Annotated in this window: 15 protein-coding genes; all 15 read right to left on the bottom strand. The window is 57.5% G+C overall.

The window, feature by feature from the left end; all coding sequences use genetic code 11:
* Positions 1-46: 46 nt before the first annotated feature.
* Entirely contained in the window at positions 47-2752 is a 2706-nt protein-coding gene (gene secA / locus CWM54_RS22910; RefSeq protein WP_061155760.1) for a preprotein translocase subunit SecA, read from the bottom strand.
* Positions 2753-2814: 62 nt separating this feature from the next.
* Positions 2815-3312 carry a secA translation cis-regulator SecM gene (gene secM, locus CWM54_RS22905; protein ID WP_061155761.1) on the bottom strand — a complete coding sequence of 166 codons (498 nt, stop codon included), beginning with the start codon at positions 3310-3312 and terminating at the stop codon, positions 2815-2817.
* A gap of 323 nt (positions 3313-3635) precedes the next feature.
* Complete coding sequence (gene lpxC, locus CWM54_RS22900; protein ID WP_002888632.1) at positions 3636-4553, bottom strand: UDP-3-O-acyl-N-acetylglucosamine deacetylase; 918 nt, start codon at positions 4551-4553, stop codon at positions 3636-3638.
* Between the two features lie 100 nt (positions 4554-4653).
* The gene (ftsZ, locus tag CWM54_RS22895) at positions 4654-5805 is read right to left on the bottom strand and encodes a cell division protein FtsZ (RefSeq protein ID WP_002888628.1); all 1152 of its coding nucleotides are present in this window, start codon (positions 5803-5805) and stop codon (positions 4654-4656) included.
* A 62-nt stretch (positions 5806-5867) separates the two neighbouring features.
* Positions 5868-7130 carry a cell division protein FtsA gene (gene ftsA, locus CWM54_RS22890; RefSeq protein WP_004204343.1) on the bottom strand — a complete coding sequence of 421 codons (1263 nt, stop codon included), beginning with the start codon at positions 7128-7130 and terminating at the stop codon, positions 5868-5870.
* Positions 7127-7957, bottom strand: a complete 831-nt coding sequence (ftsQ, locus tag CWM54_RS22885) for a cell division protein FtsQ (RefSeq protein WP_004204342.1) — start codon at positions 7955-7957, stop codon at positions 7127-7129. The genes ftsA and ftsQ overlap by 4 nt, the downstream gene beginning before the upstream one ends.
* Before the next feature lies 1 nt (position 7958).
* Entirely contained in the window at positions 7959-8879 is a 921-nt protein-coding gene (locus tag CWM54_RS22880) for a D-alanine--D-alanine ligase (protein ID WP_100698598.1), read from the bottom strand.
* On the bottom strand, positions 8872-10347 hold the full coding sequence (gene murC, locus CWM54_RS22875; RefSeq protein ID WP_100681616.1) for a UDP-N-acetylmuramate--L-alanine ligase: 1476 nt from the start codon (positions 10345-10347) through the stop codon (positions 8872-8874). The genes CWM54_RS22880 and murC overlap by 8 nt, the downstream gene beginning before the upstream one ends.
* Before the next feature lie 48 nt (positions 10348-10395).
* Entirely contained in the window at positions 10396-11466 is a 1071-nt protein-coding gene (gene murG / locus CWM54_RS22870) for an undecaprenyldiphospho-muramoylpentapeptide beta-N-acetylglucosaminyltransferase (protein ID WP_008807432.1), read from the bottom strand.
* On the bottom strand, positions 11463-12737 hold the full coding sequence (gene ftsW / locus CWM54_RS22865) for a cell division protein FtsW (protein WP_061155763.1): 1275 nt from the start codon (positions 12735-12737) through the stop codon (positions 11463-11465). Before ftsW ends, murG begins: the two co-directional genes overlap by 4 nt.
* Positions 12737-14053, bottom strand: coding sequence for a UDP-N-acetylmuramoyl-L-alanine--D-glutamate ligase (gene murD / locus CWM54_RS22860; RefSeq protein WP_061155764.1), 1317 nt, complete (start codon positions 14051-14053; stop codon positions 12737-12739). Before murD ends, ftsW begins: the two co-directional genes overlap by 1 nt.
* 2 nt (positions 14054-14055) lie before the next feature.
* Complete coding sequence (gene mraY, locus CWM54_RS22855) at positions 14056-15138, bottom strand: phospho-N-acetylmuramoyl-pentapeptide-transferase (RefSeq protein ID WP_008807434.1); 1083 nt, start codon at positions 15136-15138, stop codon at positions 14056-14058.
* Positions 15132-16490, bottom strand: a complete 1359-nt coding sequence (gene murF / locus CWM54_RS22850) for a UDP-N-acetylmuramoyl-tripeptide--D-alanyl-D-alanine ligase (RefSeq protein WP_100698596.1) — start codon at positions 16488-16490, stop codon at positions 15132-15134. The genes mraY and murF overlap by 7 nt, the downstream gene beginning before the upstream one ends.
* Positions 16487-17974 carry a UDP-N-acetylmuramoyl-L-alanyl-D-glutamate--2,6-diaminopimelate ligase gene (gene murE, locus CWM54_RS22845; protein ID WP_100698594.1) on the bottom strand — a complete coding sequence of 496 codons (1488 nt, stop codon included), beginning with the start codon at positions 17972-17974 and terminating at the stop codon, positions 16487-16489. Before murE ends, murF begins: the two co-directional genes overlap by 4 nt.
* Entirely contained in the window at positions 17961-19727 is a 1767-nt protein-coding gene (locus CWM54_RS22840) for a peptidoglycan glycosyltransferase FtsI (RefSeq protein WP_061155767.1), read from the bottom strand. The genes murE and CWM54_RS22840 overlap by 14 nt, the downstream gene beginning before the upstream one ends.
* Positions 19728-19732 lie beyond the last annotated feature (5 nt).

Raw genomic sequence — 19732 nt, 5'->3', positions numbered from 1 at the left:
CATAAAAAAGGCGCAGAATTCTGCGCCTTTGTTTTTTTATCAGGCCTTAGCTCAGACGGCCGTGGCACTGTTTGTATTTTTTGCCGGAACCGCACGGACAGGGATCGTTACGCCCCACTTTACGCTCGCCGGTTTGTGCCGCCAGATCTTCGGCAGCGGCCTCATCATCGCTCTGATGACTGAGCTGCTGCATCTGCGCCAGGCGCTCGGCCTCTTCACGACGCTGCTGCTCCATCGCTTCAACTTCTTCCGGCATCCGCACCTGAACTTTGCTCAGGGTGCTGATCACTTCATACTTCAGTGACTCCAGCATCGCAGCAAACATAGAGAACGATTCGCGCTTGTACTCCTGCTTCGGATCTTTCTGCGCATAGCCGCGCAGATGGATACCCTGACGCAGATAATCCATCGCTGCCAGATGCTCTTTCCACAGGGAGTCCAGAGTCTGCAGCATCACACCTTTCTCGAAGTGGCGCATCATCTCGGCGCCGACCACTTCTTCTTTACGCTGGTAGGTTTCTACCGCGCTCTGCAGAATACGTTCACGCAGGGTCTCTTCATGCAACTCCGGCTCTTTATCCAGCCACTCTTTGATCGGCAGATCGAGGTCGAAGTCGTTTTTCAGACGCTCCTGCAGGCCTTCAATATCCCACATCTCTTCCAGCGACTGCGGCGGAATATGCGCATCGATAGTCGCTTTAAAGACGTCTTCGCGGATGCTGTTGATGGTTTCGCTGACATCAGACACGTCCAGCAGTTCGTTACGCTGAGTGTAGATCGCGCGGCGCTGGTCGTTGGCCACATCATCATATTCCAGCAGCTGCTTACGAATATCAAAGTTACGGCTTTCCACTTTACGCTGGGCGTTGGCGATAGCCTTAGTCACCCACGGGTGCTCGATGGCTTCACCCGGTTTCATCCCCAGTTTGCGCATCATGCCGGACACACGATCGGAGGCGAAGATACGCATCAGGGCATCTTCCATCGACAGGTAGAAGCGGGAAGAACCGGCATCACCCTGACGACCCGCACGGCCACGCAGCTGGTTATCGATACGGCGTGATTCATGACGCTCAGTACCGATGATGTGCAGACCGCCTGCGGCCAGAACCGCATCATGGCGCACCTGCCAGTCCGCTTTGATTTTTTCAATCTGTTCCGGCGTCGGATTTTCCAGCGCGGCGACTTCCGCCTGCCAGCTACCGCCGAGCATAATATCGGTACCACGACCCGCCATGTTGGTAGCAATGGTCACCGCGGCAGGGTAACCCGCCTGAGCAACGATGTCCGCTTCGCTGGCGTGGAACTTGGCGTTCAGGACGTTGTGCTTAATGCCGGCTTTGGTCAGCTCGCGCGAAACCACTTCTGATTTTTCGATCGAGATAGTACCGACCAGCACCGGCTGACCGGCAGCGGTACGATCTTTAATATCTTCGATTATCGCCTGAATTTTTTCCGCTTCGGTCATATAGACCAGATCCGCCATGTCCTTACGGATCATCGGACGGTTGGTCGGCACGACAACGGTATCCAGCTTATAGATAGAGCTGAATTCGAAGGCTTCGGTATCCGCTGTACCGGTCATCCCCGCCAGTTTCTCGTACAGGCGGAAGTAGTTCTGGAAGGTGATGGATGCCAGAGTCTGGTTCTCATTCTGGATCTCCACCCCTTCTTTGGCTTCTACCGCCTGGTGGAGGCCATCGGACCAGCGACGCCCTTGCATCGTACGGCCAGTGTGCTCATCGACGATGATAACTTCGCCATCTTTAACGATGTAGTCAACGTCGCGGGTGAACAACGCATGGGCACGCAGCGCGGCGGTCACGTGGTGCATCAGCATGATGTTGGTCGGGGAGTACAGCGACTCACCTTCTTCCATAATGCCTTCCTGCACCAGCAGCTCTTCGATCAGCACCAGACCGCGTTCGGTCAGGTTAACCTGGCGGGCTTTCTCATCAACGGAGAAGTGGCCTTCACCGGTGAAGGTATCCGAATCCTCTTTTTCCTGACGGATCAGGTGCGGGATGATTTTGTTTACCTTGCGGTACATTTCAGAGCTGTCTTCCGCCGGGCCGGAGATGATCAGCGGGGTACGCGCTTCGTCGATCAGGATGGAGTCCACCTCATCCACCAGCGCATAGTGCAGTTTACGTTGAACGCGCTCTTCCGGGCTGAAGGCCATGTTGTCGCGCAGGTAGTCGAAGCCGTATTCGTTGTTGGTGCCGTAGGTAATATCGGCAGCGTAGGCTTCACGCTTCGCCGGCGCTGGCAGACCGGACATATTGATGCCCACGCTCATGCCAAGGAATTCGAACAGCGGACGGTTGTTTTCGGCGTCACGCTGCGCCAGGTAGTCGTTGACGGTGACCACGTGAACGCCTTTACCGGTCAACGCGTTGAGATACGCTGGCAGGGTCGCAGTCAGGGTTTTACCTTCACCGGTACGCATCTCGGCGATGCAGCGATCGTTAAGCACCATACCGCCCAGCAGCTGGACGTCGAAGTGGCGCATGCCGAACACGCGCTTACTGGCTTCACGAACGACGGCAAAGGCTTCCGGGATCAGGTTTTCCAGCACTTCGCCTTTTTCCAGGCGCGCGCGGAATTCAGCAGTTTTCGCTTTCAGCTCGTCATCAGAGAGTTTTTCCATCGCCGGTTCCATACCGTTGATGATATTGACAACTTTGCGCATACGACGCAGCGTACGGTCGTTACGGCTGCCGAAAACCTTGGTTAACATTTTAATAAGCATAATAAAATCTCAAACGCCCCGCAGTGCGGAGTCACAAAAAATAGGATGGTCCGTGGTTATTTTCAGCTGAGACGTTGAGGCCCTGCGCGGATCCCCGCCACCTGGCTAATCCAGGCACTCACGCGGAACGCAGAATATGAGGAAGGGATGTAAGCCACCTGGCGGATCACCACCGGCGGCGTACTGTCCTGGGTCAGCAGCGCGCTGAGCGTATCGAGCAGCGCCAGATGCTGGGCCTGCAGCGGGGACGACTCTTCCGCCACCGGCAACGCCTGCGGCGCCATCGCGAAGGAGAGATGACGAATGACGGTGCGAATGGCGTGCTGATGCCAGTAGTCGACGGTGAAGTTCGGCCGACGATTGCTCTCCAGCAGCGCCAACTGGGAGAAATTAACTTTGCTCGGATTGTGGTTGCTGGCCGTCGCCTTCGCCGGCGTCGCGGTTTCATGGCTGTTGCTAAGCGCGGGCAGGCCAAAGCTGGCCGCGACCATCCCCAACAGGAGATGCGGCCAAAAATACCGTCTGCCAAACTGTCGCCAGCGCGTCAGCAATCCACTCACTTTTATTACCTTTCGTTGGTATACCCGTTATCGTTCAGGCTGCCTCTTAATTAGCGTTTTTTGCAGGACAACCTGACATCCACGGGGTAAAGCAACCCGGAGAAATAATTTTGCGCTCAAATACTAACATTATTACCGCGCTGAGGCAGCATGAATGAAGGCGATTGCCCGGGGAAAACGCTTAATAAAACAGCGAACGCACGCTAATTATTGCCCGGCAATCACTGCGAAAAATAACTGGAAGGGGTTATAAAAGAAAAACGACTGGTTCCCTGGTCGGAGAGAGTACCAGGTTACCAGTCGAATTTACTGAATGGTCAGGCTTACGCCAGAACCATCGACGGTGCGCGGAACGCCATAGGCAGTTTTGCGTCGTCTTCGAAGGTCACATACTCCCAGGCTTCCTGTTTTGCCAGGACCGCCTGCAGCAGTTTGTTATTCAACGCGTGACCCGATTTGTACGCCGTGAATGCGCCGATAATGTTGTGACCACACATAAACAGGTCACCGATCGCATCCAGCATTTTGTGGCGAACAAATTCGTCTTCAAAGCGCAGACCGTCTTCGTTCAGTACGCGATAATCGTCAACAACGATGGCACAATCGAAGCTGCCGCCCAGACACAGGCCGCGGGACTGCAGATATTCGATATCGCGCATGAAACCGAAGGTACGCGCACGGCTAATCTGACGCATGAACGCATCGGCCGAGAAGTTCAGCGTATAGCGCTGGGTGCTGGCATCAATCGCCGGATGGTTAAAATCGATGGTGAAATCCAGCGAAAAACCATTGTACGGTTTGAATTCAGCCCATTTGTCGCCATCTTCGACGCGAACAGTCTCTTTGATACGGACAAATTTCTTGGCGCAGTTCAGTTCATCGATGCCGGCGTCCAGCAACAGATAAACGAACGGAGCCGCACTACCGTCCATAATCGGGATTTCCGGTGCATCGACTTCAACAATAATGTTGTCGATACCCAGGCCAGCCAATGCGGCGTTCAGGTGTTCAACCGTAGAAATCCGCACGTCATGCTCATTAACCAGGCAAGTACAGAGCATGGTATCACGCACAGATTTGGCATCAGCCGGAAAATCTACCGGTGGATTCAAGTCGGTGCGACGATAGATGACCCCGGTATTTGCCGGCGCAGGGCGTAACGTCAGTGTGACTTTCTTGCCGGTATGCAAACCGACACCAGTCGCCTGAACGATACGTTTAAGAGTCCTTTGTTTGATCATCGTATAATCTCGCCAATTTACCTATCCAACCGAAGTGTACACCACTATCGGGAGGCCAGTTTAGCACAAAGAGCGCAGATGCCCAACTTCCAGTCGATTCTTAATCGGCTTGCTTACGCAGGAAGGCTGGGATATCCAGATAATCCGGCTCTTTCGCGGTTTGCGGCGTATTGTCGTTCACCACTTTTGCTGCCGGCTTCTGCTCTTGCGTCAGCGGCGACATACCGTGCTGCTGGTAGCGATCCATCACTGGCTGCTGAACCTGTTTGTTGGTCACCAGGGTAATTTCCGGACGCTTGTCCATGCCGATACCGGTCGCCACCACGGTCACACGCAGCTCGTCGTTCATATCCGGGTCCAGAGAGGTACCGATAACCACGGTCGCGTTATCCGACGCAAAGGCACGGATGGTGTTACCCACGGTTTCGAACTCATCCAGACGCAGGTCGAAGCCCGCAGTGATGTTAACCAGTACGCCGCGCGCGCCGGACAGATCGATATCTTCCAGCAGCGGAGAAGAGATAGCCATTTCAGCCGCTTCTTCCGCACGGTCTTCACCACTCGCCACGCCGGAGCCCATCATCGCGTAGCCCATTTCTGACATCACGGTACGGACGTCCGCGAAGTCGACGTTCATCAGGCCCGGACGCGTAATCAGTTCGGCGATACCCTGCACCGCGCCTTTCAGTACATCGTTTGCCGCGCCGAACGCGTCGAGCAGAGAAATACCACGGCCGAGTACTTTCAGCAGCTTGTCGTTCGGGATGGTGATCAGTGAGTCAACGTGCTTGGACAGCTCGGTGATCCCCTGCTCAGCAAACGCCATGCGCTTCTTGCCTTCAAAATTAAACGGCTTCGTGACCACCGCAACGGTGAGGATACCCAGATCCTTCGCCACTTCCGCAACCACTGGCGCCGCACCGGTACCGGTACCGCCGCCCATGCCTGCCGCGATAAACACCATGTCTGCGCCATCAAGGGCCGCACGCAGCGCTTCGCGGTCTTCGTCCGCCGCATTACGGCCGACTTCCGGGTTCGCGCCAGCGCCCAGACCTTTGGTAATACCGCTACCGATCTGGATAGTCTGGCCAACAGCCGTTTTACGCAGCGCCTGCGCATCGGTGTTCACCGCGAAGAATTCAACACCCTCAATGCGCTCGCGCACCATGTGTTCAACGGCGTTACCGCCGCCGCCACCGACGCCGATGACTTTAATCACCGCGTCGTTGGTCAGTTCCATAGGTTCAAACATAGTTTCTCTCCGTCTTGTGCCTGTCGCCTGAGAACGCTAATTGTCTGCGTTCTCTTAAAAAATTAAAACTCTTTTCGCAGCCAGCTGTTGAGTCGTTTAATCCACGAACCCACTGACGCCGTCACGCGTTTTTCGACTTCCGCTTCACCACTCAAATGTGACTCTTTGCCGTAGTGCAGCAGCCCAACCGCCGTCGAATAATACGGCTCCTGGGCGTAATCCGTTAAACCGGTGATGTTCAGCGGCGCGCCAATACGCACCTGGGTATGGAACACCCGCTGCGCGCAGGCCGCCAGGCCTTCAATTTGCGCCGCGCCGCCGGTTAACACAATCCCTGCCGCCAGATGATGTTTGACACCCTGCTGGCGGAGCTGTTCCTGCAGCTGCAGGATCTCTTCGTTGACCAGATTAAGCAGCTCGGTATAGCGCGGTTCAATCACCTCTGCCAGCGTCTGACGCTGCAGGCTGCGCGGCGGACGTCCGCCTACGCTCGGGACTTCGACGTTTTCGTCTTTACCGACAATGGAACCTAATGCGCAACCGTGACGAACCTTAATCGCTTCGGCATCGCTCGGCGGCGTACCAAAGGCATAGGCGATATCGCTGGTCACCACGTTCCCGGCATACGGGATCACTTTGGTATGACGCAGCGCGCCGCCGGTATAGACGGCGATATCCATTGTACCACCGCCGATGTCCACGACGCAGACGCCCAGCTCACGTTCGTCTTCTGTTAATACCGAATAACTGGCCGCTAACCCGGCGAAAATAAGTTGGTCAACTTTCAGACCGCAACGTTCCACCGCTTTAACAATGTTTTTCGCCATATCGTTATGGCAGGTAATCAGATGCACCTTCGCCTGCATACGCACGCCGGACAGCCCTACCGGGTTTTTAATCCCTTCCTGGTAGTCGATGGCATATTCCTGCGGAATGACGTGCAGGACGCGATGTTCATCGCGGACGCGAACCGACTTCGCGGTGTGGACCACGTTCTCAACGTCATCCAGCGTCACTTCTTCTTCCGAAATCGGTACCATCCCGATTTCATTCTGACAGCTTATATGTTTACCCGAAAGTGCCAAATAAACTGATGAAATCTGGCAATCCGCCATCAGTTCGGCCTGGTCGATGGCGCGCTGTACGCATTTCACCACCGACTCGAGGTCGTTCACACCGCCTTTATCCATACCACGTGATGGGCAACTGCCCACGCCGATGATATTAATCATGCCGTCGGGCAGAACTTCCCCTACTAAAGCGGCCACCTTAGCGGTGCCAATCTCCAGTCCAACTACCAGTTTTCTGTCCGTCGCCTTGATCATTGTTGTTCTGCCTGTGCCTGATTCTGTTGTTGATTAGTTTCCTCTGCGGGAGCAGGTACCCAGCCCACTGCCGCACCCGAGTCATAACGCAAATCAACGTAGCTAATCCGTTTGCCGTCGGTCTGCGCCTGCTGCTGAAGAACCGGGTAGAGTTCCATAAAGCGCTGAAGCCGTTTCATGGTATCGCCACGGCCAAGGTTGAGCTTAATGTCATTATTAAGCGTCAACTGCCAGGAGCGACGGGCGGTCATCGCCGCCACTTTCAACGTGAATTTATCCTTTGCCAGCACCTGCCCCATGTCACGATACCCTTGCAGCACTTCGTTCTCACTGCCTTCCGGGCCGTATAACATCGGTAAATTCTGTTTACTGGTGCGATCCGCCGGTACGCTGAAGGCATTTCCTTCTGCATCCACCATATGTTGATCATTCCAGCGCGCAATCGGCACATATTCAACCAGATGAATCTTCAATTCATCGGGCCACTGCTTACGGACGCTCGCCTGCTTAATCCACGGCAAGCGTTCAATTTGACTCTGAATGATGTTCACATCCTGAGTCATGAAAGTACCCGGTGAACCCAACGCCAGAATCGCCTGGCGGATGTCATCATTGCGCGTATAGTGACGCTCGCCGGTCACCACCATCTTCGACAGCGGCAAGCGCTGCGCATCTTCCATCCAGCCAAGAACCATCCACCCGCTGACCAGCACGGTAAACAGCACCGCCAACAGGAAAACGATCCCTGCCAGCCGCGTTCCATTACTCCGACGCGAAGAAGAAACGTCCTCTTCATGGTTCCGCGTATTCAGCGCAGCCTGCGACATATCACCCCGCCAGGTCCAGAATTCGTACAACAAGCTGGGAGAAGCTCATTCCTGCCTGACGCGCCGCCATCGGTACAAGGCTATGGCTGGTCATGCCCGGGGAAGTATTTGCTTCCAGCAGATAAAACTGGCCATCGCTGTCCAGCATCACGTCAATACGACCCCAGCCTTTACAACCCAGAACATTCCAGGCTTTAAGCACCAGGCTCTGGATGTCTGACTCACGCGCGGGATCTTCAAATCCAGGGCAGAAATATTGCGTCTCATCAGACAGATACTTCGCCTCATAATCATAGAAGGTTCCCGCGACCTGGATACGTATTGACGGTAAAATTTCTTCACCGACAATGGCGACGGTAAATTCCGGCCCACTAAGCCATTTTTCGACCAAAACTTCATCATCATGCTGAAAAGCCAGCGCCAATGCACTCGGTAAATCGCAGCTTTCACTGACTTTCGACATCCCGACGCTGGAGCCTTCACGGCTCGGCTTGATGATGACCGGCAGGCCCAGCGCCGCAATCTGTTGTTCAACGGCAGCAGAAAGTCCTGCAGTAAACTGTGCGCGGGTCAGCGCGACCCACGGCGCGACCGGTAATCCCGCCCCCTGCCACAGCCATTTGCTGCGCAGTTTATCCATCGACAGCGCGGAGGCCATCACCCCGCTGCCGGTATAAGGCAACTGGATCAGATCCAGCAACCCCTGCAGCGTGCCATCTTCCCCGCCGCGGCCGTGGAGGGCAATAAACGCTTTCTTAAAGCCCAGATTTTTTAACTGGGTAATATCGACGTCGCGCGGGTCGACCGGATGGGCATCCACCCCGCCTTCACGCAGCCCGGCCAGCACCGCGGCGCCTGAATTCAGCGACACTTCACGTTCAGCGGAGGTTCCACCGAAAAGCACCGCGATTTTATCAGCCATGGCGCTCTTCCTCCGTTTTTTGCGGAGCCAGTTTGATTTCAGCCAGGTGACGGGCAATTTTTCCGATATTGCCAGCGCCCTGCACCAGCACTAAATCGTTACCGGTCAGTACCGACGCCAGCATCTCCGCGGCCTGGGCCGGGTCAGAGACCAGAATCGGGTCAACTTTACCGCGACCGCGAATGGTACGACACAGTGAGCGGCTATCGGCGCCCGGGATCGGGGCTTCACCTGCCGGATACACATCCAGCATCAGCAGCGCATCGACCTGGGTCAGCACGTTGGCGAAATCGTCATACAGATCGCGGGTACGGGTATAACGGTGCGGCTGGAACAGCATCACCAGATTTTTATCCGGCCAACCAGCGCGCGCGGCTTTGATGGTGGCGTCCACTTCCGTCGGGTGATGTCCGTAGTCATCTATAAGCATCGCGCTGCCCGGCTTGCCGTTGACTTCCGCCAGCGGAAACTCGCCAAGAAAATCAAAGCGGCGTCCAGTTCCCTGGAAACTTTCCAGCGCGCGCAGGATTGCCTGGTCGTCAATCCCCTCTTCCGTCGCCACGGCCACCGCCGCGGCCGCGTTCAGCGCGTTATGGCGTCCCGGGGCATTGAGCGTGACCTGCAGGATCTCTTTATCCTGACGCACCAGGCGGAAATGACCTTGCGCCCCGACCTGACGGTAATCCTCAACGCGAACGTCGGCGTCGTCGCTAAAACCGTAGGTGGTGATCTGCCGGCCGACGCGCGGCAGCAGTTCACGGATCACAGGATCGTCCACGCACATCACCGCGCGTCCGTAGAACGGCAGGTTGTGCAGGAAGTTAATAAAGGTCTGCTTCAGATTCTCGAAGTCGCCATGGTAGGTATCCATATGGTCGGCTTCGATGTTGGTCACAATCGCGACCATCGGCTGCAGATGCAGGAACGACGCATCACTCTCATCCGCTTCCGCAATCAGGTAACGGCTATGGCCGAGACGGGCATGCACGCCCGCCGCTTTCACCAGCCCGCCGTTGACGAAGGTCGGGTCAAGTCCGGCTTCCGCGTAAATACTTGAAACCATCGCGGTGGTGGTGGTTTTGCCGTGGGTTCCGGCAATCGCGATCCCGTGACGGAAGCGCATCAGCTCCGCCAGCATTTCCGCACGGCGGATCACCGGGATGCGCGCTTCGTGTGCGGCAACGATTTCCGGGTTATCCGCAGAAATCGCGCTGGAAACGACGACAACGCTGGCATCGCGCACGTTTTCCGGGCGATGGTTGAAATATATGGTGGCGCCAAGCTGCGACAGCTGTTGGGTTACCGGATTCGGCGCCAGGTCGGAGCCGCTGATCTGGTAACCTTCATTAGCCAACACTTCGGCAATACCGCCCATACCGGCACCGCCGATGCCGACAAAGTGAATGTGCCGGACGCGACGCATCTCGGGCACTATGGAACGCAGTTTTGCCAAATCTTGTGTATTCATTCTTTACGCCATCAACTTCTGTCATTCGGGCGGTGAAAATCACCGCAATTAGCGCGCCAAAGCTACGGCGCTGACCTCTTCTGCTACTCGCTCGGTAGCGTCCGGAATCGAAGCGCCACGCGCTCGTTCCGCCATATCCAACAGCGTTTCCCGATCCCAGCTCGCCAGGGTAGAGGCAACCGCCTCTACCGTGAACTCAGGCTGTTCGAGAATTTTCGCCGCGCCGGCTTTCTCCAGCGGCAGCGCATTCCAGTACTGCTGACGATCTTTGTGCTGGAACGGTACAAACAGCGCCGGTAAACCGGCGGCAGCGATTTCGCTGACCGTTAGCGCGCCGGAACGGCAAACCACGACATCTGCCCAGGCATACGCCGCGGCCATGTCATCAATAAATTCCGTCACTTTATGCTGCGGCTGCCCCGCAGCGGCATAGGCCTGCTGCACGGTTTGCTGGCCGCCTTTACCGCTCTGGTGCCAGATGGTCACCGCATCGCCAAGCTTCGCCGCCACCTGCGGCATGGTCTGGTTCAGGACGCGCGCGCCCTGAGAGCCACCGACCACCAGCACGCGAATCGGTCCATGACGCCCCACCAGACGCTGACCCGGCAGCGGCAGCGCCAGTACGTCGGTGCGCACCGGGTTCCCGACCACGTCCGCATGCGGGAACGCACCGGGAAACGCCTGCATCACTTTCTTCGCAATCTTTGCCAGCCACTTGTTAGTCAGGCCGGCAATACCGTTTTGCTCGTGGAGGACCACCGGGATCCCCAGCGACCACGCCGCCAGACCGCCAGGCCCGGAGACATAGCCGCCCATGCCCAGCACCACATCCGGCTGGAAACGCTTCATGATCGCTCGCGCCTGACGCCAGGCGTTGAAGATACGCACCGGCGCCAACAGTTGCGCTTTTATCCCTTTGCCACGCAGGCCGGAGATACGGATAAAATCAATCTCGATGCCGTTTTTCGGCACTAAATCCGCTTCCATACGATCGGCGGTACCCAGCCAGCGAACCTGCCAGCCCTGGTCCATTAAATGGTGCGCGACCGCCAGCCCCGGGAACACATGCCCGCCGGTACCGCCCGCCATCACCATCAACCGCTTTTCCTGACCGCTCATCGAACACCCCGCGTAAACGCCTGGGCTTTTTCCAGACGCGTTTCATAATCAATTCGCAACAACAACATGATGGCTGTCGACATAATCAGCAGACTGGAACCACCATAACTGATCAGCGGCAGCGTCAGACCTTTGGTCGGCAGCATTCCCGCCGCCGCACCGACGTTAACCAACGCCTGGAAGCTAAACCAGATACCGATGGCACAGGCGAGGAAGCCGGAGAAGCGATGGTCGATCTCCAGCGCTTTACGGCCAATCGACATGGCGCGGAAAGCGACGAAGAATACCATTAAAAGCGCCAGTACCACACCGATATAACCGAGTTCTTCGCCGATAATGGCGAAGATAAAGTCAGTGTGCGCCTCCGGCAAATACTCCAGTTTTTGCACCGAGTTACCGAGGCCCTGCCCCCACATCTCGCCGCGGCCGAAGGCCATCAGCGACTGGGTCAGCTGGTAGCCGCTGCCGAACGGGTCTTCCCACGGGTTCCAGAAGGAGGTCACGCGGCGAATACGGTACGGTTCGGCGAGGATCAACAGGACCACCGCTGAGATACCCATGCCGATAATGGCGATGAACTGCCACAGCTTCGCGCCGGCGAGGAACAGCATCGCCAGCGTGGTGACGAACAGCACCACCACCGTACCGAGGTCAGGCTGCGCCAGCAGCAAGATCGCCAGCACGAAAATCACGCCCATCGGTTTTAAGAACCCGCGCAGGTTGTTACGCACTTCGTCGGCTTTACGCACCAGATAGTTGGCGATATAGCAGAACAGCGACAGCTTGGTGAACTCCGCCGGCTGAATACGCAGCGGGCCAAGGGCGATCCAGCGCGATGCCCCGTTTACCGAGCTACCCACCACCAGTACGATCAGCAGCATCACAATTGAGGCAATCAGCATCGCGGTACTGTGGCGTTGCCAGAAGTCCATCGGCAACCGCAGCGTCACCAGCGCCAGGACAAAAGCCAGCACGATGTACAGGCCATCACGCTTGGCAAAAAGGAAAGGATCGCTCGCCAGGCGCTGTCCCACCGGCATTGATGCCGAGGTCACCATGATAAAGCCGATCGCCGCCAGGCCGAAGGTCAGCCACAGCAGCATCCGGTCATACATCACCAGACTGTCGTTATCTTTCGGGCGCGAGCCCATCACCCAGCCTTTCAGCGCGGCGAACAGCCAGGCGAAGATAAACATCCCCGGCAGTCGCGGCAGTCTCAACCGAGGCAAGCTCAGCTGCGGCATTCTCAGGCGTGGGAGAGAGAAACGCATCAACCTAACTCCTTCGCCAGACGGGCAAAAATATCGCCCCGTTGTTCAAAGTTCTTAAACTGATCCAGGCTGGCGCAGGCCGGCGACAGGAGGACCATATCGCCCGCTTTCACCAGGGGAGCAATCTGACGCATCGCCTGTTCCATGGTCTCAGTTTGTACCGCCACGTCCGGACGCAGCTCAGCGAGCTCGGCGCCGTCGCGACCAAAGCAGTACAGGCGAATACGATCGCCGCCAAGGTAGCGCTTCAGCGGAGTAAAATCAGCGGACTTGCCGTCGCCGCCCAACAGCAGATACAGCGTGCCATCCAGCTGCAGGCCGTTCAGCGCCGCCTCGGTGCTGCCGACGTTGGTCGCCTTTGAATCGTTAATCCAGCGGACGCCGTTGTGATCCAGCACCAACTGGAAGCGATGCGCCAGGCCGGTGAAGGTAGTCAATGCCTTCAGGCTGCTGGCCCGAGGCAGGCCTGCGGCATCGGCCAGCGCCAGCGCCGCTAGCGCATTGCTGTAGTTATGCTGCCCGGTGATGGACATCTCTTTCACGTTGAGCACTTTCTCACCTTTGACCCGCAGCCAGGTTTCGCCCTGCTGGCGGTTAAGGTGGTAGTCACCGACATCGACACCAAAGCTGATGCAGCGATCGTCCGCGCCGCGTACCGGCATCGTGAGCGCATCGTCCGCGTTCACCACGCAGGTTTTTGCATTCTCGTAAATTCGCAGCTTCGCCGCACGATACTGCTGCAGCCCAAGCGGATAGCGGTCCATATGATCCTCAGTTACGTTGAGGATGGTTGCCGCCACAGCCTGCAGGCTGGAAGTGGTTTCCAGCTGGAAGCTGGAGAGCTCCAGCACATACAGCTCACGATCGGTGTCCAGCAGCATCAGCGCCGGCAGGCCGATATTACCACCCACGCCGACGTTAACCCCGGCCGCTTTCGCCATCTCGCCCACCAGGGTAGTGACGGTGCTTTTACCGTTAGAGCCGGTAATGGCGATAATCGGCGCCTGCGCTTCGCGGCAGAACAGTTCGATATCGCCAACGATTTCTACGCCAGCATCGGCCGCCGCGTTCAGGGAAGGATGGGCCAGCGCGATCCCGGGACTGGCGACAATCAGATCCGCTGCCAGCAGCCAGGTATCATTGAGCCCACCAATATGGCTCTCGACCGATTCGGGTAGTTTATCCAGCCCCGGAGGCGCGACGCGGGTGTCCATTACACGCGGCGTCACGCCGCGCGCCATGAAAAAGTCCACGCATGACAGGCCGGTCATACCCAGCCCAATAATGACGACTTTTTTACCCTGATAATCTGCCATGATTAACGTACCTTCAGCGTCGCCAGGCCAATCAGCACCAGCATCAGCGAAATAATCCAGAAGCGCACGATAACGCGCGGCTCCGGCCAGCCCTTCAGTTCATAGTGATGGTGAATCGGCGCCATACGGAAGATGCGCTGACCGCGCAGCTTAAAGGAGCCAACCTGCAGGATCACCGACAGAGTCTCCACGACGAAAACGCCGCCCATAATCACCAGCAGGAATTCCTGACGCAGCAGCACGGCGATAATGCCCAGCGCGCCGCCGAGCGCCAGCGAACCGACGTCGCCCATAAAGACCTGCGCCGGATAGGTGTTAAACCACAGAAAGCCCAGACCTGCGCCGACAATCGCCGTACAGACGATCACCAGCTCGCCAGCATGGCGCAGATATGGAATATGCAAGTAGTTGGCGAAGTTCATGTTGCCGGTGGCCCATGCCACCAGCGCAAAGCCGGCCGCAACGAAGACGGTCGGCATAATCGCCAGGCCGTCGAGGCCGTCGGTCAGGTTGACGGCGTTGCCGGTACCGACGATAACGAAGTAAGCCAGCAGGATATAGAGCAGGCCCAGCTGCGGCATCACATCTTTAAAGAATGGCACCACCAGCTCGGTCGCCGGGGTGTCTTTCCCCGCCAGATAGAGCGCGAACGCCACGCCCAGCGCGATCACCGACATCCAGAAATATTTCCAGCGGGCAATCAGGCCTTTGGTATCTTTGCGCACGACTTTACGGTAATCATCAACAAAGCCGATGATCCCGTAGCCGATTAATACCGTCAGTACGCACCAGACATACGGGTTGGAGGGGTAAGCCCACAGCAGAACGGAGACGGTGATCGCAGTGAGGATCATGATCCCCCCCATGGTCGGCGTGCCGCGTTTGCTGAAGTGGGACTCCGGACCGTCGTTACGTACGACCTGGCCGAAGGAGAGTTTTTGCAGACGGGCGATCATGCGCGGGCCCATCCACAACGAGATGAACAGCGCGGTCAGCAGGCTGACGATGGCGCGAAACGTCAGATAAGAAAAGACGTTAAAGCCGGAATAATATTTGACCAAATGTTCGGCCAGCCATACTAACATGTCCCAGTCTCCTGTAATGCGCGTACTACCTCTTCCATGGCGGCACTACGTGAACCCTTCACTAAAATGGTCATTATCTTGTGCTCCGCCAGCAGCTCGCGCAGGCGAGCCACTACTGCGGCTTTATCATTAAAATGTTCGCCCACGCCGCTGGCGCGGCTGATATCCGCGCTCAAGGTGCCGACGCTGAGAACGCAATCCAGCCCTGCCGCTTTCGCTGCCTCGCCGACTTCGCGATGGCAGGCCGCGCTTTCCGCGCCAAGCTCTGCCATATCGCCGACCACCATCGCCCGGAAGCCAGGCATCTCTGACAGTACCTGCACCGCCGCGGTCATCGAACCAACGTTGGCGTTGTAGGAGTCATCCAGCAGCAGCTGGCTCTCCGTCAGTCGGATCGGGAACAGACGCCCCGGAACGGCCTGCAACTGCGCCAGACCGGCTTTTACCGCCGCCAGATCAGCGCCAACCGCCATCGCCAGCGAGGTCGCCGCCAGCGCGTTAGCGATGTTATGGCGTCCCGGCAGCGGCAGCAGTACGTCAACATTGCCGGTTGGGGTCTGCAGCGTAAATTCGGTACCGTGGCTGGTGATTTGCACGTTGGTCGCCGTGAAGTCGCTGTTGGCCGCATTCGGCGAGAAGCGCCACACTTTGCGATCGCCAATCACCGTCTGCCAGTTCAGCCAGTCGTTATTGTCGGCATTGAGAATAGCGATGCCATTTTCCGGCAGACCGGTATAGATTTCGCCCTTCGCCTTCGCCACGCCTGCCAGCGAGCCGAAGCCTTCAAGGTGCGCCGCAGCGAGGTTGTTGACCAGCGCGGCTTCCGGACGCGTCAGGCTGACGGTCCAGGCGATTTCGCCCTGGTGGTTGGCGCCGAGTTCGATCACCGCGTACTGATGCTCTTTGGTCAGACGCAGCAGGGTCATCGGTACGCCGATATCGTTGTTCAGGTTACCGGCGGTATACAGTGTGTTGCCGCACTGGCTAAGGATCGCCGCGGTCATCTCTTTGACCGAGGTTTTACCGGACGAGCCGGTCAAGGCGACGACCCGGGTCGGAACCTGCTGACGCACCCAGGCGGCTAACTCACCGAAAGCCTGGCGGGTATCTTTCACGATCACCTGCGGGAGATCGCAGGCCAGCGGGCGACTCACCAGCAGTGCGCCAGCGCCAGCGGCTTTCGCCTGCTCGGCAAAATCATGAGCGTCGAAACGCTCGCCTTTCAGCGCCACAAACAGGCAGCCCGCCGTCACTTTACGGGTATCGGAGGTCACCTCGTCGATAGCGATGTCGCTACCCTGCTGTTCGCCATGAGTGATCGCGGCGAGCTGGCTTAACGTAAAGCGAATCATGCTACCGCTCCCAGCAGACGCGCGACGGTGACGCGGTCGGAATAATCCAGACGGCGATTGCCGACGATCTGGTAATCTTCATGGCCTTTACCCGCCACCAGCACCACGTCGTTCGCTTTCGCCTGCATCACAGCGTTAGTGACCGCTTCCGCGCGGCCTTCCATCACCTTCGCATGACCCGCATCGAGCATGCCGGCCAGAATATCGTTGATAATCGCCCGCGGCTCTTCAGTACGCGGGTTGTCATCAGTGACCACCACGATGTCGGCAAATTCTTCAGCGATAGCGCCCATCAGCGGACGCTTGCCTTTATCACGGTCGCCGCCGCAGCCGAAAACGCACCACAGTTTGCCACTGCAGTGCAGACGCGCGGCCTGCAGCGCTTTTTCCAGCGCGTCAGGGGTATGGGCATAATCCACCACCACGGCCGGTTTACCCGGCGCACTGAACACCTCCATACGGCCGCACACCGGCTGTAAACGCGCTGCGGTTTTCAGCAAATCGGCCAGCGGATAGCCCAGCGCCAGCAGCGTGGCCAGCGCCAGCAGCAGGTTGCTGACGTTAAAGGCGCCCATCAGGCGGCTTTCGATTTCGCCTTTGCCCCAGCTGGAGTCAAAGTGGATGGTCGCGCCGCTGTCGTGATAGTTAACCCCGGTGGCCTTCAGCCAGCGGCCGTGGCAGTTCGGATTGATATGATCTTCCATCGACACCGCCACCGCATCCGGCAGCTTCGCCAGCCAGCGACGACCGACTTCATCGTCAGCATTGACGATGGCCTGACCGCAATGGTGGGTCGAGTACAGCAGCCATTTCGCCGCTTCGTAGTGCTCCATGTCGCCATGGTAGTCGAGGTGGTCGCGGCTCAGATTGGTAAACACCGAGGCGGCAAACTGCAGCGCCGCCACGCGGTGTTGCACCAGACCGTGGGAAGAGACTTCCATCGCGCCGAAGGTTGCCCCTTGCTCGACCAGACTGGAGAGCACATGCTGAACGTCTACCGCAGAACCGGTGGTATTTTCGGTCGGCACGACTTTATCCAGCAGGCCGTTGCCAACGGTACCCATCACTGCGCTGGTTTCGCCGAGCAGTTTCGCCCACTGCGCCAGCAGTTGGGTGGTGGTCGTTTTACCGTTAGTACCGGTGACGCCCACCAGACGCAGCTGTTGCGACGGCTGATGATAAAAACGCCCGGCCAGCGCCGATAGACGTTCGTTAAGCTGGCTCAGGTAGATAACCGGTACGCCGTGCATTTCACGGATCTCACCGTCTTCAGCCTCGCCCTGCGCTTCAGCAATAATGGCAGCCACACCTTGCGCTATCGCCTGCGGGATATAACGACGCCCGTCCGCCTGATGACCCTGTACCGCGATAAAGAGATCGCCGGAAGCAGCCACCCGGCTGTCCAGCGTCATCTCTCGCAGAATGCGCTCCGGTGCGTTTGGCACCCACGGAGCGAGTAGGTCGCGCAAATTACGATCTGCCACCTGTTCCCTCGCCTTGATTAATTACAAATTCACTTTTTTCGCCCGTTGCCAGCGCATCCGGCTCGATGTTCATGGTGCGCAATACGCCGCCCATGATGGCACCGAACACCGGCGCGGAAACGGCGCCACCGTAGTATTTACCTGCCTGCGGGTCGTTGATCACCACCACCAGCGCGAAGCGCGGATGGCTGGCGGGCGCAACGCCTGCGGTGTAAGCAATATATTTGTTGATATAGCGGCCATCCGGCCCCACTTTTTTCGCCGTACCGGTTTTAATCGCGATGCGATAGCCTTTGATCGCCGCTTTCACGCCGCCGCCTCCGGGCAGCGCCACGCTTTCCATCATATGAACGACGGTACGAACGAGTGAATCCGGGAAGACACGCTCGCCCGGAACCGGTGGATCAACCTTGGTAATCGACAGCGGGCGATAGATGCCATAGCTGCCAATCGTTGCGTAGACTCGCGCTAACTGTAACGGGGTTACCATTAGCCCATAGCCGAAAGAAAAGGTGGCCCTCTCTATGTCAGACCACCGTTGTTTTTGAGGATATAAGCCACTGCGTTCTCCGACCAACCCCAAATTGGTCGCCTTTCCAAGCCCAAAACGTGAGTAAGTATCTACTAACGCTGAGGACGGCATCGCTAACGCCAGCTTAGAAACACCGACGTTACTCGACTTCTGTAGCACCCCGGTCAGGGTCAATTCGCTGTAGCGTGCCACGTCTTTGATTTCGTGGCCGTTAATTCGATAGGGAATGGTATTCAGCACAGTATTTTCGTTAACAATGCCGCGCTGAAGCGCCGTCATCACCACCATCGGTTTCACCGTTGAACCCGGTTCGAACACGTCGGTAATGGCGCGGTTACGCATGGTATCTTTGGAAGTTCCCGCGAAATTATTCGGGTTGTACGACGGGCTGTTGGCCATCGCCAACACTTCGCCGGTGTTAACGTCTACCAGAACGGCAGTACCTGACTCCGCTTTGTTAAAGGCCACGGCGTTGTTCAGCTCGCGATAAACCAGCGCCTGCAGGCGTTCGTCGATACTCAGCGCCAGGTTGTGTGCCGCCTGGCTGTCGGTAGAAGAGATGTCTTCAATCACGCGGCCATAGCGGTCTTTACGCACGATACGTTCGCCCGGCTGACCAGTGAGCCATTTATCAAAGCTTTTTTCGACCCCTTCAATCCCCTGGCTGTCGACGTTAGTGAAGCCAATGAGGTGAGCGGTTACTTCTCCGGAAGGATAGTAACGACGGGACTCTTCGCGCAGATGAATGCCTGGCAGCTTCAGCTTTTTTATGTAGTCGGCCATGTCAGGGTTAACCTGACGCGCCAGATAGATAAAACGCATCCGCGGATTGGTGTTGATGCGCGTTGCCAGCTGATCCAGCGGCATATTGAGGGCATCCGCCAGCGCCTTCCAGCGCGTATCCAGGGTGACCCCGCCGGCATCATGGAGTTCCTTCGGATCGGCCCAGATAGCCTTCACCGGCACGCTGACCGCCAGCGGCCGCCCGGAGCGGTCGGTAATCATCCCGCGCGCGGTAGACACTTCCTGTACGCGCAACGAGCGCATATCGCCCTGACGCACCAGCATATCGGGGCTGACCACCTGTAGCCAGGCGACACGCCCCAGCAGGAAAGTCAACGCCAGCAGAATACAGCCGCACAGCAACGCAAAACGCCAACTGATAAAGTTGGCCTGTTCTTCCTGACGCTTTGCTTTTGGCGTTTTTGGCGCTGCTTTCATCCGTC

The sequence above is a fragment of the Klebsiella sp. D-Nf1 genome, from assembly GCF_002810515.1.
GTDB classification, from domain to species: domain Bacteria; phylum Pseudomonadota; class Gammaproteobacteria; order Enterobacterales; family Enterobacteriaceae; genus Klebsiella; species Klebsiella variicola.
The sequence above is the reverse complement of the archived record's forward strand: the minus strand, read 5'-3'. Positions and strand labels throughout refer to the sequence as shown.

Bases quoted from the DNA above. Each gene is read 5' to 3' on its own strand.
- murD (WP_061155764.1), bottom strand. From the start codon at position 14,053: ATGGCAGATTATCAGGGTAAAAAAGTCGTCATTATTGGGCTGGGTATG.
- ftsZ (WP_002888628.1), bottom strand. From the start codon at position 5,805: ATGTTTGAACCTATGGAACTGACCAACGACGCGGTGATTAAAGTCATC.
- CWM54_RS22840 (WP_061155767.1), bottom strand. From the start codon at position 19,727: ATGAAAGCAGCGCCAAAAACGCCAAAAGCAAAGCGTCAGGAAGAACAG.
- ftsA (WP_004204343.1), bottom strand. From the start codon at position 7,130: ATGATCAAGGCGACGGACAGAAAACTGGTAGTTGGACTGGAGATTGGC.
- murG (WP_008807432.1), bottom strand. From the start codon at position 11,466: ATGAGCGGTCAGGAAAAGCGGTTGATGGTGATGGCGGGCGGTACCGGC.
- lpxC (WP_002888632.1), bottom strand. From the start codon at position 4,553: ATGATCAAACAAAGGACTCTTAAACGTATCGTTCAGGCGACTGGTGTC.
- ftsW (WP_061155763.1), bottom strand. From the start codon at position 12,737: ATGCGTTTCTCTCTCCCACGCCTGAGAATGCCGCAGCTGAGCTTGCCT.
- secA (WP_061155760.1), bottom strand. From the start codon at position 2,752: ATGCTTATTAAAATGTTAACCAAGGTTTTCGGCAGCCGTAACGACCGT.
- CWM54_RS22880 (WP_100698598.1), bottom strand. From the start codon at position 8,879: ATGGCTGATAAAATCGCGGTGCTTTTCGGTGGAACCTCCGCTGAACGT.
- murC (WP_100681616.1), bottom strand. From the start codon at position 10,347: ATGAATACACAAGATTTGGCAAAACTGCGTTCCATAGTGCCCGAGATG.
- ftsQ (WP_004204342.1), bottom strand. From the start codon at position 7,957: ATGTCGCAGGCTGCGCTGAATACGCGGAACCATGAAGAGGACGTTTCT.
- murF (WP_100698596.1), bottom strand. From the start codon at position 16,490: ATGATTCGCTTTACGTTAAGCCAGCTCGCCGCGATCACTCATGGCGAA.
- mraY (WP_008807434.1), bottom strand. From the start codon at position 15,138: ATGTTAGTATGGCTGGCCGAACATTTGGTCAAATATTATTCCGGCTTT.